The organism is Streptomyces mauvecolor (genome assembly GCF_039532965.1).
GTDB lineage: Bacteria > Actinomycetota > Actinomycetes > Streptomycetales > Streptomycetaceae > Streptomyces > Streptomyces violascens.
Genome location: NZ_BAAASQ010000008.1, coordinates 471700 through 491447 on the forward strand (window position 1 = coordinate 471700; position 19748 = coordinate 491447).

Consider the following 19748-nt stretch of genomic DNA (forward strand, 5'->3'; position numbering starts at 1 on the left):
TTCAAGCCCGCCGCCCCCCGCACCGAGAGTTCCCAACCCCGAGAGAGGACCACGTGCTCCCCAGCATCACGGGCCAGTATCTGGCCCGCTACCAGCGCCTCGGCGCAGGTGACCCGGCGGCCGGGCTGCTGCCCGTCACCGGGGCCCAGCGGCGCTTCCTGCTCGTGCGCTCCCTGGATCCCGCGGGCCGCGCCGACATCGTCCCGATGTTCTTCGCCTTCCCGCGCGGCACCGTCGACGCGGCACGGCTGCGCGCCGCCGCGAACCACCTGGCCGCCCGCCACCCCGTACTGCGCTCCCGGCCCTGCGTCGTACGCGGCACACCCGCACTGCGGCCCGAACCGGCGGACGTACCCCTGGACCACATGGCCTCCGCACCCGGCGAGGCCGCCGAGGACGCGCTGCGCCGGGCCCTGGCCGGCTGGCCCGCCGACGGGCCGCCGCTGAGGCTGTTCCTCGCCCACAGCGGCCCGCACGCCGAGGAGGAGATCCTCGCCGTAGTCCTGGACCACACCGCCTGCGACGGCCAGTCGCTCGCCCGCATCGTCGAGGAACTCGGCGACGCCTACCGCGACCGCCTCGGACCCGACGACCTCTCGCCCGCCGAGGCGGCAGCCGAACTCGCCGCCTACCGCGACGCCGTCCTGCGCCAGCTCGACGCCGAGGACCGCGCCGCCTCGCCCCGCGCGCTCACGTACTGGGGAGAGCGGCTGCGTACGGTTCGCGAGCAGACCCCGCTGCCCGGCACGCGGCCCATATCCGCCGAACTCCCCACCGGAGCCGTCGAGTCGAGGCTCCCCTCGCCCGCCGGAGGCGTCCCCTTCCCGGCGTTGCTCGACGCCTGCCGGGCGGCGGCCGGAGCCCTGTTCGGGACCGGGCCTGTGGTACCCATCGGCTACCCGTGGGGCGGCCGCCCGGCCGGCGCCGAGCCCGTCCTCGGCTGCTTCCTGAACACCGTGGTCTTCCCGGCCGGCACCGGTAGCGCCCCGGCGCCCGAGGTGACCGCCACCGACTGGTGGGACGACCTGGACCGCGCCGACACCCCCTTCGACGAGGTCGTCCGGGCCGCCCGGGCGGGCGGATCCGCCTGGTCCGGCCGGCTCGACGGCCTGCTCACCGTGGACGACGCCCGCAACCGGACCCCGCTGAGACTCGGCGGGACGGCCGGCCGCGAGGTCCACATCGGCGGCCGGCAGGTCCGCGCCCCCTTCGCCGTCTCCGCCACCCAGGGACCCGAACTCCACCTCCGCATGGTGTGGGACCGCTCGGTCCTCGACGACGCCGTGGCCGAAGACGCCTTCGCGGCCCTGCGCGGAGCACTCCCCGCCGGAGCCCCGGCCCACTGAGCCGGGCCCGGCCCGTCTCCCGCGCGGACACCGTCGTACGACCGCGTACCCCCTGAACTCCCAGCATCCGGCCGTGCCGCGCGATCCGCGGACCGGCCGGCGCACCGCCGCGCGGGCGCACGCACGCGCCCCGCGCCACCCGACCCGACAACCCAAGGGATCGCCCATGCTCCCCCTCTCCTCCTCGCAGGAGATCGTCTGGCTGCACGAAGAAGTGCAGCCGGGCAGCCGCGCCTACAACTTCACCGCCTCCCTCGACCTGTGGGGCACCCTCGACGTCGACGCCCTGCGCAGCGGCCTCGCCGCCACGCTGGCCCGCCACCCCGGGCTGCGGCTCGAACTCGTCCCCGTGGCCGGCGCGATGCCCGGCCAGCAGGTGGCCGACGTGTGCCTGCCGCGGCTGCGCACCGTGGACGTCACCTGGGAGGCCGACCCCGAGGCCGCCTTCGACAAGCTCCTTCGCATCGAGGCGGAGACCCCCCTCGACACCACCGAGGCGCCCCTGATCCGTTGGACCCTGGTCAAGCTCGCCGAGGACCAGCACCGGCTCATCCACGTGGAACACCACCTGATCCACGACGGGCACTCGTTCGCGATCCTCCTGGGCGACGTCTTCGCCGTCTACCGGGCCCAAGTCCTCGGCGAGAAAGTGGAGTTGGGGACTCCCAGCTCGTACGCCGACCATGTGCGCGCCCGCGCCGGCGACGTACGGGCCAAGGAGCTGGGCGCGAGCCTGGAGTACTGGTCCGAGACGCTGCGCGACGCCTCGTACGACATGCCGCTGCCGGGCCTGACCAAGCCCGGCGCGCGGCGCCGCCACCACGGCGGCCAGCTGCGCCAGTCGATCGGCGCGGACCTCGCCGAGCGGCTGCGCGCCCACACCCGCGAGCGCGGGCTGACCCCGTTCGCCACCCTGCTCGGCCTGTTCGCCGAACTGTTGCGGCGCCACAGCGGCCGCAGCGAGATGGTGGTGGGCACCGCTGTGGGCAACCGGCCGCGCGGCTTCGAGGACGCCGTCGGCATGTTCGTCAACACCATCCCGCTGCGCCTGAACCTGGACTCGGGAGCACCGGCCGAAGACGCCATGGACGAGGTGACCGACACCCTCATCCGCGCGCTCCCGCACCAGGAGGTGCCGGTCCAGGAACTCACCCGCGCGCTCGGCCTGCACACCTCGGGCGCCGACAACCCGCTGTTCAGCGTCATGTTCAGCGCCCACGACGCGGCGCTGCCCGAAATCGACGTGCCCGGCCTCGACATCACCCTGTTCGAGGGATTCAACACCGGCACCACCCGCTTCGACCTCGATGTGGTGCTGCTCCCCGACGACCGGCGCGGCGTCAGCCTGCGCCACGGCGCGGCCGGCATGACCCTCGTCTGGGACTACGACGCCGACCTGTTCGGCGAGGACGTGGCGAAGCTGCTCGCCGAGCGCTTCCTCGCCCTGCTGCGCGCCTACCTCGACGCACCCGCCACCGCCCTCGCCGATCTCGCCCTGCCGCCAACTCCAATTGAAACAGCGCCCGTTGGTCTCGTGATGCCGGACCGCGACCCGCTCGACCCGGCCGCCGGCCAGGACCCGTCGTTGCCCGCCCTCCTCATTGGCGCCCGCCGTCTCACCTACGGGGACCTCGACGCGCAGGTCACCGCCCTCGCCGAGCGGATGCTGGCCGCCGGAGTGACCGCGGGCCGGCCCGTCGCCGCGGTGCTGCCCCGCGGCGCCGACTCCGTCGTGACGCTGCTCGCCTGCCTGCGCACCGGCGCGGTGTACTGCCCGCTGTCGCCGTCCGACCCCGCCGCCCGCATCGAGCTGCTGCTCGAACGCCTCGGTCCGGCCCTCGTCCTCACCGCCAAGAACAGCCCGGTCCGCATCCCCGACGGCCTGCCCAGCGCCGAAGTCGACGCCGCCGTGCTGCCGGCCGCCCGCGCGGCCGAGGCCGTGCCGAACGCGGCGTACATCATCCACACCTCCGGCTCCACCGGCATCCCCAAGCCCGTCGCCGTAGGGCGGGACGCGCTGGTCAACCACCTGACCGGCGCCGCCGAGCGGTTCGGGCTCGCGGCCGGCGACCGGGTGCTCCTGTTCGCCCAGCCGTCCTTCGACGTCGCCCTCGAAGAGGTGCTGCCCTCGCTGTACGCGGGCGCCTGCCTGGTCGTACCCGAACAGGACGTGCCGACCGGTACCGAGCTCGCCGAGCTGCTCGCCGCCGCCCGGGTCACCGTGGCCAACCTGCCCACCAGCTACTTCCTCGCCACCCGCGAAGACCTGCTGCCGGTGATCGAGGAAGGCCGCTGGACGCCGCGCCTGCTCGTCCTCGGAGGCGAACGCATCCCGGCCGATGTGATGCGCACCTTCCTCGACGACACGACGACGGGCAGCGGCACCGGGTTCTCCGTGCTCAACGTGTACGGCGTGACCGAGGCCGCGATCAGCTCCACCGTGCACGAGATCACCCGGGACGGCCTCGTCGAGGGCGCCGAGATCCCGCTCGGCACCGAGCTGCCCGGCGAGCGCATCCACGTCCTGGACGAGGGCCTGCGACCGCTGCCCACCGGCGCGGTCGGCGAACTCGCCGTCGCGGGCGCCGGGCTGGCCGAAGGCTACGTCGGCAACCCGCAGGCCACCGCCGCCCGCTTCGTCACCGTCGAGGCACTCGGCGGCGAACGCGTCTACCTCACCGGCGACCTCGGCTACCGCGGCCAGGACGGCCTCCTCCGCTTCCTGGGCCGCCGCGACAACCAGATCAAACTGCGCGGCTACCGCATCGAACTCGAAGAGGTCGAGGCCGCCGCCTCCGCCGTGCTCGGCGGCCGGTCCTGCGCCGTCGTCCTCGACAAGGAATCCAGTGGCTGCCCCCGCCTCGTCGCGTTCCGTGAACGCGACGAGGCAGCCGAGGAGTGGGACGAGCAGGCCCTGCACGCCGAGCTCGCCGCCCGCCTCCCCGGCGCGCTCGTGCCCGGCCGCTGGGTGCTCCTCGACACCATGCCGACGCTCGCCGGAGGCAAGCCCGACCGGGTGGCCCTCGCCCGCCTGGCCGCCGAGCTGACCCCGGCCGCCCCGGCCGAGGAGACCGCCCCGATGACGGACCCGGCGCTGTCGGAAGACCCGGCCGTCGTGCTGCTCGCGAAGGGGTGGCGGGAGGTGCTCGGGCACGACCGCTTCGAGGAGAGCTCGCACTTCTTCCGCATCGGCGGCCACTCGCTGCTCGCAGCCCAGCTGGCGGCCTGGCTGGAACCGCACCTGGGCGAGCGTCCCTCGCTGCGCCTGCTCTTCCAGCACCCGGTCCTCGCCGACCAGGCCCGCGCCCTCGCCGAGACCGCCACCCCCGCCACGCCGAAGGAGTCGTGATGACCGAGCAGTTGATGGACCGTCAAGAACTGGACCGTACGAACGCCGCCTTGAGTGTGCTGCACGGCGCACCCCTTCCCGGGTCCGCCGAGTCCGGGGTGTTGTCGCGCTACGAGGAGTGGGTGCGGCGCTCCCCAGACGCCCCCGCGGTGATCGACGGGGAGTGTCGCTGGACCTACGCGCAGCTCGACGAGGCGGCCGAGGCGGTCGCCAAGACCCTGGCCGACCGGGTCCGGCCCGGCGACCTCGTCGGGGTCTGCCTGGACCGTTCCGCGGCCCTGGTGATCACCGCGGTCGCGCTTGCCCGGATCGGCGCGGTCTATCTGCCGCTCGGCCCGCGCCCGGGCGAGCGGCGGATCGCCGCGGTCACCGAGGACATCGGCGTCGTCTGCCTCATCGGCGATCCCGAAGTCCTGGCGAAGCGTCAGGGAGCCGTCGAACACGTCGAGTTGCCGCTCCCGGGCGAAGGCGCCAACGCCGCCCCCTGCGTCGTGGCCGCGTTCAGCCCGGTCGCACCCGGTGCCCGCACCGCTCCGCCCGAGGCCCTGTACGCCGTACTCACCTCGGGCTCCACCGGCCGCCCCAAGGCCGTCGCCGTCGCCGAACCCGCGCTCGCCGCGCTCCTTCACTGGTACCGCGCGGAGACCGGGCTGGCCCCCGGCGACCGCCAGTCCCTGCTGATCGGCGTCGCCTTCGACCCGCACCTCCTCGAACTGTGGGCCGGCCTCACCTGTGGCGCGGCCCTCATACCCGCGCCCGACGACGTCCGCTGGGACCCGGCCGCGCTCACCGACTGGTGGCGCGACGCCCAGGTCACCGTCGCCGTGTCGGCCACCCCCATGATCGAACCTCTCCTGGACCGGCCCTGGCCACAGGATCTGAAGCTCCGTCACCTCATGGTCGGCGGCGACCGGATGCGCCGCCGCCCCGGCCCCGACGTGACCGCCACCCTCCACAACGCCTACGGCCCGGCCGAGGCCACCGTCATCACCACCACCCACGCCATGCGGGCCGACGACCCGGACGTGCACTCCGACGCGGCGCCGCCCATCGGCACCCCGATCGCGGGCGCCACCGTGGCCGTCACCGACACCGACGGCACCGTCCTGCCCCGCGGCGAGGACGGCGAACTGCGCATCGGCGGCACCTGTCTGGCCCTCGGCTACCTCGACCCGGAGCTGACCGCGCGCCGCTTCGGCGCCCCGCTGCCGGAGCTGCCGGGCGTGGACCGCATGTACCGCACCGGCGACCGGGTGCGCATGCTCGACGACGGCCGGCTCGTCTTCCTCGGCCGCCTCGACGACCAGGTCAAGATCAGCGGAGTGCGCATCGAACCGGCCGAGGTCGAGGCCGCCTTCGAGCACGACACCGCCGTCCGCAGCGCCGTCGTCACCGCGCCCCGCGACACCGAGGGCCGCGCCCGGCTCGTGGCGTACGTCCTGCCCGCCCCCGGCGCCACCCCCGCCGCCGACGAACTGCTCGCCGGTGTACGCGTCTGGCTGCCCGAGCAGGCGGTGCCCTCGACGGTGCGCGTCGTGGACGCCTTCCCGCTGGACGCCAACGGCAAGGTGGACCGGCCGGCCCTCCTCAAGCTCGCCGAAGAGGCACCCGCGGTCGCCGCGACCGAAGCCACCCTGCCCGACGACGCGACCGCCGACGAGCGGCTCGTCCTCGCCTCGGTGCGCGACCTGCTCGCCCGCCCCGAGGCCACCCTGGAGGACAACTTCACCGACGCCGGAGGCACCTCCCTGCTCGCCGCCCGCCTCCTGGAAGTCCTGGAGAAGGAGACCCACGTGCGGCTGCGCGCACCGGAGTTGCTGCGCCAGCCCGACCTTCGGGCCATCGCCGCCGTCATCGACAAGCGCCGCAGGGCGAGGCCCTGACGTGACGAACCCCGAGACCCTCCTCGACGACCGGAAGGAAACGACCGTGACCGTGGCCCGGACCGGCCTGCCCGCCCTGGTGGCGCGGCACGCCGCACACACCCCACACGCCCTCGCGGTGGCGGACGGCGACACCACCCTCACCTACGCCCAACTGGCAGACGCGGCACGCCGGTTGGCCACCTACCTCCACCAGCAGGGCGTACGCCCCGGTGACTTCGTGGCGCTCCTCATGCCGCGCTCGGCCAGGACCGTCGTCGCCCAGCTCGCCCTGTGGTGGGCGGGCGCGGCCTGCGTACCCCTCGACCCGGCGCACCCCCGGCCCCGTACCGCGGCCATGCTCGAAGACTCGGGCGCCACCCTCACCGTCGGTGACAGCAAGCTGCTCGAAGCGGCCGGCACGCCGGGCGCCACCCTGGCGCTGCCCGGCGACGAGCAACTGGCCTACGCGCAGACACCCGGCGACGGACCAGGGCCGGACGACACCGCGTTCGTCATGTTCACCTCCGGCTCCACCGGCCGCCCCAAGGGCGTCGCGATCCGCCACGGCGCCATCGCCGAGCTCGTCACCGACCCCACCTACGTCACCGTCACCGCGCGCGACCGAGTGCTCCTCCACTCCCCGGCGACGTTCGACGGCTCCACCTTCGAGGTGTGGTCGGCACTCGCCAACGGCGCGGCCGTCGTGGTGTGCACCACCGAGCGGCCCTCCTTCGAGGACCTGGCCAAGGAGGTGGAGCGGCACGGCGTCACCGTCGCGTTCTTCACCACGGCCCTCTTCCACCAGCTCGCCGCCCGCCGCTCCCGCGTCTTCTCCCTGCTGCGCACCGTGGTCGTGGGCGGCGAGGCCATGGCCGCCCAGCACGCCCGCGCGGTCCTGCGCGCCTTCCCCTGGGTCGAGCTCGTCAACGGCTACGGCCCCACCGAAGCCACCACCTTCGCCACCACCCACCGCGTCGTCGACGCCGACTGCGACGGGCCCGTGCCGATCGGCCGCCCCATGGCCGGCGCCACATCCCACATCCTCGACGAGGCGTTCCTGCCCGTCGCCGACGGCGCCCAGGGCGAGCTCTGGATCGGCGGCAGCCGCCTGGCCCGCGGATACACCCGGCGGCCCGAGCTGACCGCCGAGCGCTTCGTCGACCACCCCACCCTCGGCCGCCTCTACCGCACCGGAGACCTCGTCTCGGCCCGCCCCGACGGCGTCCTCGACTTCCACGGCCGCACCGACGACCAGGTCAAGGTGCGCGGCTTCCGCATCGAGCCGGGCGAGATCGAGCACGCCCTGCGCGAGCAGCCGGAGGTGGACGACGCGGCCGTCACCGTACGCCGCCCCACCCCCGACGACGCGCGCCTCGCCGCCTTCGTGGTGGCCGCGCCGGGCCCGGTACCCCGCCCCGACGCCCTTCTGGCCCGCCTCACCGCCACCCTGCCCGCGCACCTGGTCCCGGCCGAGCTGACCGTCGTCGACCGCCTGCCGCTCACCACCTCCGGCAAGGTGGACCGCCGGGCGCTCGCGGACCTCGCCACGGCCGCCGAGGCCATCGGCGCCGCCGAGCCCCTCACCCCGCTCCAGCAGGCCGTCGCCGACGTGTGGAGCCGCTCGCTGGGCTGCGAAGTGACCCGCCCCGACGCCGACTTCCTCGACCTGGGAGGCCACTCCCTGCTCGCCCTCGTCGTGGCCGAAGAACTGCGCGAAGACCTCGGCGTCGAACTGTCCCTGCCCGACTTCTTCACCACCCCCACGGTCGCCGGACACGCCGCCCTGGTCGAGCGCGCCCTGCTCGCCGCCCACACCGATCTGCACCCCGACGCGCCCAAGGACACCGATGGCCACTGACACCTCCGCCGCCCTGCAGGAAGAGCTCCTGCGCAGGGCCCGCGCCCGCGCCGCCGGCCGTTTTGCGACCCCGGCGCCGGCAGCCGCCCGCGCCACCGGCCCCGCCCCGCTCACCCACGCCCAGCGCCGTATGTGGCTGATGGAACGCCTCGGGCAGAACGGCGCCCAGTACAGCGTGCCGTTCGCTACCCGGCTGCACGGCCCGCTCGACGTGGCCGCCCTCGGCTCCGCACTCACCGAGCTGGTGCGCCGCCACGAAATCCTGCGCACCCGCTACGGCCGCGACGGCGAAGAGCCGTACCAGGAGGCGCTGCCCGCCCCCGACGTCACCGTGAAGATGGTCGAGTCGCCCGGCGACGGCGACGACCTCCTGACCGAAGAGGCCCGTCGCCCCTTCGACCTGGCCGCGGACACGATCCCGCGCGCCCTCGTCCTGCGCCACGGCCCCGAGGACCACACCGTCCTCCTGACGTTTCATCACATAGCCATCGACGGCGGTTCGTTGGAGACCGTAGCCGAGGAACTCGCCGCGCTGTACGAAGCCGCCGTGAACGGCCGCCCCTGCGAGCTGCCCGAGCCGCCGCAGTACGCGGACTTCGCACGCCGGGAGCACACCGACGCGGCCCGCCTCGACGACGGTCTCGCCCACTGGGCCCGCCGTCTCGCCGGCGCCACCCCGCCCCGGCTGCCCCGGCCCGCCACCCCGCCCGCCGACGCGGCCGAACACCCCGCCGCCACCCGCACCACCGAGCTCGGCGAACAGGTGCTGCCCGCGCTGCGCGAGCTGGGCCGCGAGCGCCGGGCCACCCTGTTCACGGTGGGCCTGGCCGCCGCGTTCGCCGCGCTGCACCGCCTCACCGGCGAGCTCGACCTCGTCATCGGCTGCGCCGCCACCCACCGCGAGGGCCAGGCGATGCGCGGCCTGGTGGGCCTGTGCGTCAACACCCTTCCGGTACGCGTCGACCTGTCCGGCGACCCCGCCTTCGCCACCCTCGTCGAGCGCGTGCGCGACGCGCTGCTCGAAGCGCAGCAGCACCGCGAGGTGCCGTTCGACCTGATCCTGGAACGGCTCGGCGCCGCGGCCCGGGGCGACGACGGCACCGCCCTGGTACGCGTCACCTCGGACGTCGTCGGCGAGCAGACCGCCCTGCGGCTTCCGGGACTTGAGGCACGCGCCGTCGAAGTCGGCGTGGGCGAGGCCAAGTTCGACCTCACCTTCGGCCTCCTCGACGAGGACACTCCCGCGAGCCTGGTCCAGTACGGCCGCGCCGCCCTCGACGAGGAGACGGGCCTTGCCCTGGCGGCGTCCTTCGCCGAGCTGCTGACCGCCGTCGCGGCCGACCCCCGCCTCCCGCTCTCCCGGCTGCCCGGCCGGCTCGCCCAGCCGGGGACCGCCGCCGGGCACCCCGCCGAAGCCCGGCTGCTGGCCCACCCCGAGATCGCCGACGCACACGTACCGGACCCGGCGGGCGGCCCCCTGCTCGCCTACGCGGTACTGCGCCGCACCTCGGGCCCCTCGCCCGCACAGCTCCGCGCCCACCTGCGCGGGGTGCTCGGGCGTGAACTGGTCCCGGCCGCCGTGACGCTGCTCGACGAGATGCCGCGCACGGCCGACGGCGCGGTGGACGCGGGGAGGCTTCCCGCCGGCCCCCGTCCCGCGACGCCGAAGAGCCCCCACCTCGAAGCGGTGACGGAGGCGTTCGCGGGCCTCCTCGACCGACGCCCCGGCCCGGACGACGACTTCTTCGCCCTCGGCGGGCACTCGCTCGCCGCCGTCCAGCTCGCCGAACGCCTGCGGTCCGCCCTCACGCTGCCGCTCATCGGCCTCGACATCATGCAGACCCGTACGCCACGCGCCATCGCGGCACTGCTCGACGCGCGCGAGACGGAGCGGGCGAGGGCCGTCGCCTCCGCCGCCACGACCGCGCGCCCGCGCCGGGCACGCGAGGGCACGGTCCTGGTGACCGGCGGCACGGGCGGCGTGGGCGCCTTCGTCCTGCGCGAACTCGCCGCGCAGGGACGGCCGGTGCTCGCGCTGGCCCGCCCCGAGTCGGCGCACCTGGTCGGGGGCGACGGCGTCGAGGTGATCGAGGGCGACCTCGGCGACCTGGACAGCCTGCGTGCCGCCGTCGAAAGCGCCGACGCGGTGATCCACGCCGCGTGCACCTTCACCCGCCCCGAGGTGGACGTGGCCGCGATGGAGGCCATGGTCGACGCCTGGCGCGGCGGCCCGTTCGTCTTCGTCAGCAGCGTGGACGCCTATGGGCAGCCCGCGAGCACGCAGGTCGCCGAGGAGTCGCCGTCGCACGCCCCGTTGAGCGCGTACGGACAGGCCAAACTCGACTGCGAGCGGCTCCTGCTGAAGGCGGCCGGTACGGAGGGGCGCGGCGGCGCGAGCGCCGTGCGCTCGCCCATCGTGTGGGGAGCCCATGACCGGCTCCGCGACCAACTGCGCTGGGGCGCGACGGGGTTGCTGTACCAGGCGGCTCTGGCCGGCCGGCCCATCGCCCTGCCGGCCGCCGGTGCCGGTGGGCACGACTGGTACGGGGCCGCCTGGGTGCACGCGGCTGCCCTGGCCCGCGCCGTGACCGCCTGTCTCGACGCGCCGGTCCACGGCGTGGCCAACGCCGTGAGCGGGCACGTGGCCTGGTCCGACCTGGCCGCCGGGCTGGTGACGCTGCTCGGCAGCGACAGCACCGTCACGTTCGACGACGAGGTGCACCGCGACCTCGACCACCGCTGGCACTACCGCGCGGACCGCCTCGCGACGGCTCTGCGCCCGGCCGCGGGCGAGGACCTGCATGCGGTGCTCGCCTCGATGATCAAGGGCATGGAGTCGTAAGCAGCCCGGTTTGCAGGACAGTTGAGGCGCCCGCAGTACTTGAGTACGTCTGTACTCGGGTACCGCGGGCGCCGCTGTCTGCCAGGGGCGGGCACCGCGTTCCTGGTGCGGGGTGACGCTACCGACGGCAGGTGAAGATGCCCCAGCTCAGACGGCTCTCGCGGCAGGCGTCCACCCACAGGGGCAGATTCTCCAGGAGGCTCTCCACATAAGCCGGGCTGATGACGTCACTCAGCTCCGTGGCACGACTCCGGGTCTCCTCGGTGAGCCGGAGGTAATGCGTGAGCAGCTGGTCGCTGCGGTCGTCGAACTCGACGTGCGCCAGGCCGAGTTCGGCCAGCTGCCGGAGATAGAACGACGGCGTGGCGAACTCCTCCACACCGAGGCGGGCCACCACCGGGCGCAGCGCCTCGGGCGGCGCGGAATCGGCGGCCATGAGGTCGGTGAAGACCAGGACGCCCCCGGGCTTCAGGACCCGGACGGCCTCGCCGAGCAGCCGCTCGCGGTCCCCGCTGTGGCAGAAGGCCTCCTGCGACCACACCACGTCGAACCGCTCGGCCGGGAAGGGAATGTCCTGGAAGGAACCGGTGACCACCTCGATGAGCCCGTCGAGCCCGCGCTCGGCATTGGTCTTGCGATGCCGGTCGTTCTGCCCCTCGCTGATGTTGAGCGCGACGACCCGGCAGCCGAACTCACCCGCCAGATACCGGGCCGGACCGCCGTATCCGGATCCCAGATCCAGCACGGTGCAGGTGGGCGTGAGCCGGTCGGCGATCTTCGCGGCAGCCGTCTCGACCGTGCGCCGGGAGGCATCGGCGACCGGCTCCCGCTCATGGGTGTAGATCCCGGTGTGAATGTCCTCGCCGCCCCAGACCTTGGCGTAGAAGGCGTCGACGTCGCTCGTGTCGTAGTAGCGGCGTGCCGATTCGGCGGCACCGGCAGTGCTCTCATGACTCATCGCTGCTGTCCTTGCTGTTGCTCGTGCTCGTGCGTCTCCGCGTACGGAAAGTGACGTTGACCGGACCTTAACCGGACCTTCCGCGGACATCAGCAGGGCCAATTCGGCCACTCAGCGGGGGCGTTGAGATGCACCGGCCGACGCGCCGAGCCATGTGGCGCGATCACATGAGTGGGGCGACCGTGGCCCGCGGCCACATGGCGATCGAGCACGTGTGGGCCGCGCACATGGCTCGCGTACGCCGCCAGGCATTCGGCTGCGTACAGTTGTCCGCCGACCGTAGGTCGGCCGCCGCACATGTGTGACCGACCCTGTTCCACCCGCCAGGAGTTCACGTGTTTTTCCCGCGCGCCCGTCAGTCCACCCATGGCGCCGGCCGGCCCACGGCATGGAGGGCCGCCACAGCCGGCGCCCTGGTGCTTCCGCTGGCGCTGCTCGCGCTGGAGATCCGGGCCGGCTCGACGGCCCAGGCGCAGACGCAGGAGCCGGTGAACAGCGGGCAGGGCATCGCGGCCGAGGCCGTCGCACACGGCCCCGAGGCCCCGCTCGCGGCAACCGTCTCGGAGGGGCAGGTCAAGGAAGTCGCCCCGGGCGGTGTCCTCACATACCCGAGCGTCACCAGCTGCCTCACGGTGACGGTACGGCTGCGCGGCGGCGGCCTGGTGGGTGCGCACGCCAGCCTGTTCCAGGTACCGGGGGAACTGCGCTCCGACGGGATACTGCCCGCCCTCAAGGCCCTCGTCGCAGGCAGGCCGGTGGCCGCGATCGAGGTCAGGGGGGCGGTCGGCGCCTGGCATCCGAGCTACTTCACGAAGGCGATCGAGAGTTACGGCGACGGGGAGCAGGTACCGGTCCCGAGCGGCCAGGACGTCGCCGGGATCGCCCGCGCCGTGGCCGACGGGCTCGGCCGTGCCCGCCACATCGTGACGGTCCAGGACGTGCCGGACGGCGACCAGATCGTACGCTGACGCGTGCTGCCGACCGGCTCTGCGTAGCCCTCGTCAGGAGCTGGAGCTGGAGCTGGAGCTGGAGCTGGAGCTGGAGCCGGTGCGGGAGCGGGAGCGGGTGGCGTGGCCGGCGGCCACGTCCGTGCCCGGGGCGCCGTCGTCGGGGCAGGCCGCCGCCTCGCACAGCACCAGCACCCGCTGTACGAGGTTGTTGCCGAAGCCGCCGCGGTTCCAAATCTGCGTCACCGGCTGGGAGTTGCCCTCGGCGTCGGTGGCCCGGACGACGAGGACATGGGTGCCGGGTGCCGCCGTCCAGGGTGCCTGCCAGTGCCGCCAGGCCCAGTCGCGGCGGTGCGGCGACCCGTCGAGTTCGGCGTCGTACCAGTCGCGTCCGCCGTCCGTGCTCACCTCGACCCGTACGATCGGGGCCAGGCCGGACCAGGCGCGGCCCTCCAGGAACTGCGGCCCCGGCCGCACCACCCGCGTACGGGACATGAAGTCCGGGAAGCCCGGCGGGACCATCAGCGCGCGCGGGGCGATGCGGGTCACCGGCTCGCCCGGATCGTCCGCGGACTGCCGGTATCGGTAGGCCACTTGCTGCTGGAAGCCCGCGAACTCCGTGTCGATGACGGTGATGTCGCGCAGCCACTTCACGTGCGCCATGCCGTACCACCCGGGAACCACCAGCCGCAGCGGACAGCCGTGCTGCGGCGGCAGGGGAGCACCGTTCATCGCGTAGGCCACCATCACCTCTCGATCGCGGCCCGTGGCCACCTCCAGCGGCAGGCTGCGCTGGTAGTCCTGTTCGACGCCGCGCTCCACGCCGTGGTCGGCGCCGGTGAAGACCACATCGACGGAGCCCGGTGCCACACCGCATGCGGCGAGGAGGGTGCGCAGTGGTACGCCCGTCCACTCGGCGGTGCCGATCCCCTCGACGAGCCAGGGCTGGCTCACCGGCCTCGGCGTGAGCCGGGCCCGGCCGTTGCCCGCACATTCCATCGTCACTCGGTGTGTGACAGCAGGGAAGGACCGCAGCGCCGCCATGTCGAGTGAGAGAGGGGTACGGACCCGGCCACCCAGGGTGAGCGCCCATGTGTCGGCGTCCGCGGCCGGGATGTCGTAGTGGACCAGCACATAGTGCAGCCCCGGCGGTGTGAGGTCGTACCGCAGGGACTCCAGGGGCATGCCGTGATTGCGGGTCGCGAGCGCCAGTTCCTCGGGGCTGATGCCCTCGGCCGGCTCGGCGAGACGCCCCGGTGGACTGATGGCACCCATGCGACCGTCCATGCATCCATGGTGCCCCCGGGCACCGGATCCCGGCATCCCGCCCGACCGCGGGCAACGGATCGGGTCGGTGAGCCACCGATTGCGGGTCCGCGCGTCCGGCGGGACGCTTGAAGGGTCAGCCCTGTGGCGTCCGACCGCGCGTGCGGCCCGAGAAGGTGCCGGGGCCACCGGCGCGCGCGTGTCACCACCGGCAGCCCAGCAGGGGAATGCCGGGCGGACACGGCCCCTACCGTGCCCTCTGCAAGGAGAACGCCATGGACGGCACGACGCTGGAGGCGATGCGGACCGTGCTGCGCGGCCCGGTCATCGGACCGAACGACCCGGAGTACGACGAGTCCCGCTCGATCTACAACGCGATGATCGATCGTAGACCGGCCGCCTTCGTGCGCTGCACGGACGCCGCGGATGTCATCGACGCGGTCGACTTCGTGCGGGACCACGGTCTCGAACTCGCGGTACGCGGGGGCGGACACAGCGGCGCGGGACTTTGCCTGGTGGACGACGGCGTCACCCTCGACCTGTCGCCGATGCGCTGGGCGCGTGTCGACCCCGTGACGGAGACCGCGCAGGTCGGCGGGGGCAGCGTGCTCGGCGACCTCGACCACGCGGCCCATGGGTTCGGCCTCGCCACCCCCGCCGGGATCATGTCGACCACGGGCATCGCGGGCCTCACCCTCGGCGGCGGCCACGGCCACCTGACCCGCAAGTACGGCCTGACCGTGGACAACCTGCTCGCCGCGGACGTGGTGCTCGCCGACGGGACCTTCGTCACCGCCACCGAGCGGGACAACCCCGATCTGTTCTGGGCACTGCGCGGCGGCGGAGGCAACTTCGGCGTCGTCACCTCCTTCACCTTCCGGCTGCACCCGGTGCACACGGTGGTGCTCGGGGTGACCCTGTGGACGCTGGACCGGATCGGTGACGTGCTGCGCTGGTACCGCGACTTCCTGCCACAGGCGCCCAACGACCTGAACGGCTTCTTCGCCGCGCTCGTCGTCCCGCCGGGGCCGCCGTTCCCCGAGGAGATCCACGGCCACAAGATGTGCGGCGTGGTGTGGTGCTGGACGGGCGACCCGGACGCCTCCGACAAGACCTTCGAGCCGGTGAACGAGGCGGGTCCGCCGACCTTCCACTTCACGAGCCCGATGCCGTACCCCATGCTGCAGTCCATGTTCGACGAGCTGATCCCCAAGGGGCTGCAGTGGTACTGGCGAGGGGACTTCTTCGACCGGATCACGGACGGCGCCATCGACGTGCACGCCAAGTACGCGGAAGGCCTGCCCACCGACCTGTCGACGATGCACCTGTACCCGGTCGACGGGGCCGCCCACCGCGTCGCCCAGAAGGACACCGCCTGGGCCTACCGGGACGCCATGTGGTCCGGAGTCATCGGCGGCATCGACCCCGACCCGGCCAACGCCGAAGTCGTCCGGCAGTGGTGTGTCGACTACTGGGGTGAGCTGCACCCACACTCGATGGGCGGTTCCTATGTGAACTTCATCGGCGCCGGCGAGGGCGGGGACCGGGTGAAGGCCACCTACCGCGACCACTACGACCGCCTGGCCTCGATCAAGCGGCTGTACGACCCGCACAACCTGTTCCACGCCAACCAGAACATCGAGCCCGCCGCATAGCAGCGGGCCGCCACGGCAGGTTCCGGGCCGGTCGGCCGAGCGCGCCCGAACACCCCGGGACGGCTCGTTCAGCGCAGTGTCGTCGGGGGCAGGAACTCGCGGGGCGCCTCACGGTGCCACCACGCCCCGGTCGTACGGAGTTCCTGCCAGGTGGTGTAGCGGTAGCGCCACATATGGGCACGGATGAACACCGGCGGGTCATCGGGAAAAGGGTTGTGCCGCAGCAGGCGCAGCGTGTCGCGGTCGTTGACCAGGAGCCGCTCGACGAATCCGCCGAACCAGGAGTATCCGTAGGACGGCGAAAGCGCGAGGAACCAGAGAAGCCAGTCGAGCCGCAGATGGTAGGGCGCGAACTGACGTGGAAGGCGCCGCACATCACCCGGCTTCCCATGGAACTCGTATTCCCGCCACACCGTTTCCGGGGTGATCTCGACGTCCGTCGTCCCTTCGATGACGACCTCGTGCCGGATCCGCGTGATGCTGCCGAACGCCCCGTAGGAGTTCACCAGATGCAGCGGCTCGTACGTCGTGTTCATCCGCTGCTGATGCGAGAGGAGATTGCGGGCGGGCCGATAGCTGAGCACCAGGACGAGTACGGCGACCAGGACGACCAGGATTTCGTACCAGCGCGGGGGGCCGGGCAGCGAGGGCGGCTCGGCGATGGGGGAGCCGTCGAGGGCGGAGGCGGCGAGGACGATGGTCAGCCAGTTCAGCCAGGCGAAATTGCCGGAGAGGACCAGCCACAGCTGGGTGCAGATGATGAGGCACGCGGCGATGCTCGCCACCGGCTGCGGGGTGAACAGGGCGACGGGGACGACGAGTTGGACGAAGTGGTTGGCCGCCACCTCGGCGCGGTGGAGCGGCCCCGGCAGATGGTGGAAGAACCAGCTGAGCGGGCCGGGCATCGGCTGGGTCTCGTGGTGGTAGTACAGGCAGGTCAGATCGCGCCAGCACGGATCGCCGCGCATTTTGATCAGCCCGGCGCCGAACTCGACGCGGAACAGCACCCAGCGCAGCAGCCACAGCAGCACCACCGGCGGCGCGACCTCGTCGTTGCCCAGAAAGACCGCGAGGAATCCGGCCTCCAGGAGCAGTGACTCCCAGCCGAAGCCGTACCAGGTCTGGCCGACGTTGACGATCGACAGATACAGCGCCCACAGCACCGCCCAGCACACCATCGCCGCCCAGAGCGGCACGGCATCGGCCGCCCCCGCCACCACGGCCCCGGCAAGCAGCGCACCCGTCCACGCACACGAGGCGAACAGCCGGTCCGAGTAACGCAGTTGGAACAGGCTCGGCGCGCTGCGGAACGGCACGCGCCGGACGAAGTCGGGCACGGGGAGCATTCCGCGTTCCCCGATGAGCGCCCGGAACTGCAGGGCCGCCGCCAGGAACGCCACCCCGTAGACGGCCGCGAGGGAGCGCTGGAAGACGAGCCGGCCGAGCCAGTATGCCGACGACGAGAACCACTCCACGGTGGGGGCGCCTCCTGGTGCGAGTGGGCAGCGGGGAGAGTATGTGCCCTCTTCGTAGCGGGGATCGAGGTGCCACGTCGAGGCGGTGCACGACCGCTTCACCCGCTCGCGCCAGAACCGTGATCATCGGACCAAAGCGGGTGCCTACAGGGCGCGGCACAGCAGGGCGGCCGGCGCCGGGGAGGCTCCGACGCGCCCGGTGAAGGCGATTCCGGCAGCGTATTCCCCCTGGCCGCACTGCCCCTTGTATTGGCCGTACGCGAATTCCCCGCCGGGGGAACCGGCCGGGCGGTTGTCGCCCCGGTCGAACCAGACGGTGCGCCCGGCTGTCCCGAGAGAGCCGCGGGCGGGAACGCACAGGGCCGAAGCCGTCGCCTCGCCGCGCACGCTGTAGCCGGTCAGGAACTGGCCTGCCGGGCACTCCAGCTTCGTGAAACCGCCGGCCCAGTCGCCGTGGGTCACGTACCGCTCGTCGCGCACGACGGTGTAGGTGTCACCCGCCGCGCGCAGGTCGCCCGCACCCGCGTCGGTGCACAGCCCGCGGCCGCCCCCGTGCGCCAGGCCGATGAGCCGCTGGCCATCGGGGCAGACACCCTTGCGGGCCCCCGGATCCCAGTCGCCGAGGGCCGCGACGCGCAGCGAACGTACGGCGTCCGCATGGTCGAGGTCCAGCATGTTCCAGCGGGCCGGTGTCGCGATCCGGCCGGTTCGGGAAGGGGAGTTGAGCAGGTTCGCCCAGCCCGCCGCACGCCAGTCCGTCCCGTCGAGGAGTCCGGATCGGTGCCCGTCGCTGTCGTATCGCAGCAGGGCGAAGTCGTCGCCCTGGCCGGCCGGTCCGCGCAGGCCGACCAGCGGCCAGTACCCGAAGTCCGTGTCGTTCGCGGTGAGGTAGTCCGTGAAATGGGCGAACCAGGCGCGCGCCTTGGGGTCCGTCTCCGATGCGCCGGTGCCGAACTCGCTGACCCACAGCGGCGCCGTGTAGTGCCGGCCCTCGTCGGTGACGAAGAACGCCTCCTGGCGCAGTGCGTCGTACAGGTCGTCACGGGACAGGTCCTGGTAGCGCGGGTCGTGGGTCTCTCCGGTGCCGTACGCGCCCGAGTGGTTGGGGCCGGTGAAGCCGTAGAAGTGCGCCGAATACACCAGTTTCCCGGACCGCAGCAGGGTGTGCGAGAGGGTGCGGGCGGGGGTGAGGGTGGGGCGGCCGTGGGGGAGACCGTCGGCCGGGATGCCGGTCCAGTTGATTCCCTCGATGACGACCAGCAGATCCGGATCCGCCGTGGTCAGGATGCGGTCGGCCGCCTGCTGTGCGGCGGTGAACCAGTCATGGTCGTCGCCGTTGCCCCAGTTGGGGTCGTCCCATATGTTGCGCCGCACCTCGTTGTACAGGTCGGCCCCGACCACCCGCTTGTTGTCCCGGTAGCGGCCCGCCATGAACGCCCAGTCATCCACCCACTGGGCGGTCGACTGCGAGGTGTTCCAGCGTTCGTTGCCGTCGAGGCCGCAACACCAACGCGCCGTGTTGGTGTGGTTGTTGAGGATGACGGCGAAGCCGTCCCCGGTGAGGGCGGACACGACGGCGTCGTACACCTGGAGCGGGGTGCTGCCGCGGAGCTGTGGGTTGGCGGCGACCGCTGCGTCCGGGACGGGGGTGGTGTTGTGGATGAGCGCGTTGGAGAAGGGGAGCCGCACACTGTTGATGCCCAGGCGGTGGAAGTCGGCAAGGAGGGCGGCGATCGGCACCCGGTCGATGCCCACGGGCATGTTGTACGAGTCCTCGCCCGCATGATGGTTGGCGGGGTCGTCGATCGCACCGGAGCCGGTCCAACTGCCTTGTGCACCACCCCAGTTGGCGGACCTGAGTTTGAAGCGGGCGCCGGTCGCGTCGACGATGTAGCGGCCCCGGGTGGAGAGCGGCCCGGTCCAGGACTCGGCGAGCGGCTCGGTCCTCTGCTGAGCCGGGCCCGCGGCGGTCGCCGTCCCGGGGCTCCCCTGCGGGGCCGCGCCCGCGGGAGTGCCGACGAGCAGACTGACAAGCGCGGCCAGGGCCAGGGTGCAGCGCGGCAGTAGCCGGAACATCCGTACTCCGTCTCAAGTGACCGCCCTGGAAGCCGGGTTGGGGCGGTCGGCGGACATCGGATGTGGCCGGCCGACAGCAGCATGGAGTGCTGTTACCGCCGGGTACAACGG

At 73.0% G+C, this 19748-nt stretch carries 11 protein-coding genes; 7 read left to right on the forward strand and 4 right to left on the reverse strand.

The genetic code is table 11. The features are described 5' to 3' along the window. Positions 1-53 precede the first annotated feature (53 nt). From ABD346_RS10040 to ABD346_RS10060, 5 genes are all read left to right on the forward strand, one after another. On the forward strand, positions 54-1346 hold the full coding sequence (locus ABD346_RS10040) for a condensation domain-containing protein (RefSeq protein WP_344373894.1): 1293 nt from the start codon (positions 54-56) through the stop codon (positions 1344-1346). A 166-nt stretch (positions 1347-1512) separates the two neighbouring features. Beyond that, positions 1513-4695 carry a non-ribosomal peptide synthetase gene (locus ABD346_RS10045; RefSeq protein WP_344373895.1) on the forward strand — a complete coding sequence of 1061 codons (3183 nt, stop codon included), beginning with the start codon at positions 1513-1515 and terminating at the stop codon, positions 4693-4695. Continuing rightward, the gene (locus tag ABD346_RS10050; protein WP_344373896.1) at positions 4695-6578 is read left to right on the forward strand and encodes a non-ribosomal peptide synthetase; all 1884 of its coding nucleotides are present in this window, start codon (positions 4695-4697) and stop codon (positions 6576-6578) included. Before ABD346_RS10045 ends, ABD346_RS10050 begins: the two co-directional genes overlap by 1 nt. Position 6579: 1 nt before the next feature. Beyond that, the gene (locus ABD346_RS10055) at positions 6580-8418 is read left to right on the forward strand and encodes an amino acid adenylation domain-containing protein (protein WP_344373897.1); all 1839 of its coding nucleotides are present in this window, start codon (positions 6580-6582) and stop codon (positions 8416-8418) included. Continuing rightward, a complete protein-coding gene (locus tag ABD346_RS10060; protein ID WP_344373898.1) occupies positions 8408-11260 on the forward strand; it encodes a condensation domain-containing protein in 2853 nt (950 codons plus the stop codon). Before ABD346_RS10055 ends, ABD346_RS10060 begins: the two co-directional genes overlap by 11 nt. A 118-nt stretch (positions 11261-11378) precedes the next feature. Here ABD346_RS10060 and ABD346_RS10065 read toward each other — a convergent pair whose 3' ends face one another. Beyond that, positions 11379-12218 (reverse strand): SAM-dependent methyltransferase, encoded by an 840-nt coding sequence (locus tag ABD346_RS10065; protein WP_344373899.1) that lies wholly within the window; start codon positions 12216-12218, stop codon positions 11379-11381. 335 nt (positions 12219-12553) lie between these two features. Here ABD346_RS10065 and ABD346_RS10070 point away from each other — a divergent pair, with 335 nt between their 5' ends. After that, entirely contained in the window at positions 12554-13186 is a 633-nt protein-coding gene (locus ABD346_RS10070; protein ID WP_344373900.1) for a hypothetical protein, read from the forward strand. Positions 13187-13219: 33 nt separating this feature from the next. Here the strand turns inward: ABD346_RS10070 and ABD346_RS10075 are convergent, their stop codons facing one another. Continuing rightward, positions 13220-14452: a sulfite oxidase gene (locus ABD346_RS10075; protein ID WP_344373901.1), complete on the reverse strand. Its 1233-nt coding sequence runs from the start codon at positions 14450-14452 to the stop codon at positions 13220-13222. Positions 14453-14706: 254 nt separating this feature from the next. Between ABD346_RS10075 and ABD346_RS10080 the strand changes: the two genes are divergently transcribed. Continuing rightward, entirely contained in the window at positions 14707-16086 is a 1380-nt protein-coding gene (locus tag ABD346_RS10080; RefSeq protein ID WP_344373902.1) for an FAD-binding oxidoreductase, read from the forward strand. A gap of 68 nt (positions 16087-16154) precedes the next feature. Here ABD346_RS10080 and ABD346_RS10085 read toward each other — a convergent pair whose 3' ends face one another. Both ABD346_RS10085 and ABD346_RS10090 read right to left on the reverse strand, forming a co-directional pair. Continuing rightward, the gene (locus tag ABD346_RS10085; protein WP_344373903.1) at positions 16155-17561 is read right to left on the reverse strand and encodes a lipase maturation factor family protein; all 1407 of its coding nucleotides are present in this window, start codon (positions 17559-17561) and stop codon (positions 16155-16157) included. 144 nt (positions 17562-17705) lie between these two features. Further along, positions 17706-19637 (reverse strand): glycoside hydrolase family 5 protein, encoded by a 1932-nt coding sequence (locus ABD346_RS10090; protein WP_344373904.1) that lies wholly within the window; start codon positions 19635-19637, stop codon positions 17706-17708. Positions 19638-19748: the final 111 nt, after the last annotated feature.

Coding starts and splice junctions, on each gene's coding strand:
- ABD346_RS10045 (WP_344373895.1), top strand. CDS start 1,513: ATGCTCCCCCTCTCCTCCTCGCAGGAGATCGTCTGGCTGCACGAAGAA.
- ABD346_RS10050 (WP_344373896.1), top strand. CDS start 4,695: ATGACCGAGCAGTTGATGGACCGTCAAGAACTGGACCGTACGAACGCC.
- ABD346_RS10060 (WP_344373898.1), top strand. CDS start 8,408: ATGGCCACTGACACCTCCGCCGCCCTGCAGGAAGAGCTCCTGCGCAGG.
- ABD346_RS10065 (WP_344373899.1), bottom strand. CDS start 12,218: ATGAGTCATGAGAGCACTGCCGGTGCCGCCGAATCGGCACGCCGCTAC.
- ABD346_RS10075 (WP_344373901.1), bottom strand. CDS start 14,452: ATGGACGGTCGCATGGGTGCCATCAGTCCACCGGGGCGTCTCGCCGAG.
- ABD346_RS10080 (WP_344373902.1), top strand. CDS start 14,707: ATGGACGGCACGACGCTGGAGGCGATGCGGACCGTGCTGCGCGGCCCG.
- ABD346_RS10090 (WP_344373904.1), bottom strand. CDS start 19,637: ATGTTCCGGCTACTGCCGCGCTGCACCCTGGCCCTGGCCGCGCTTGTC.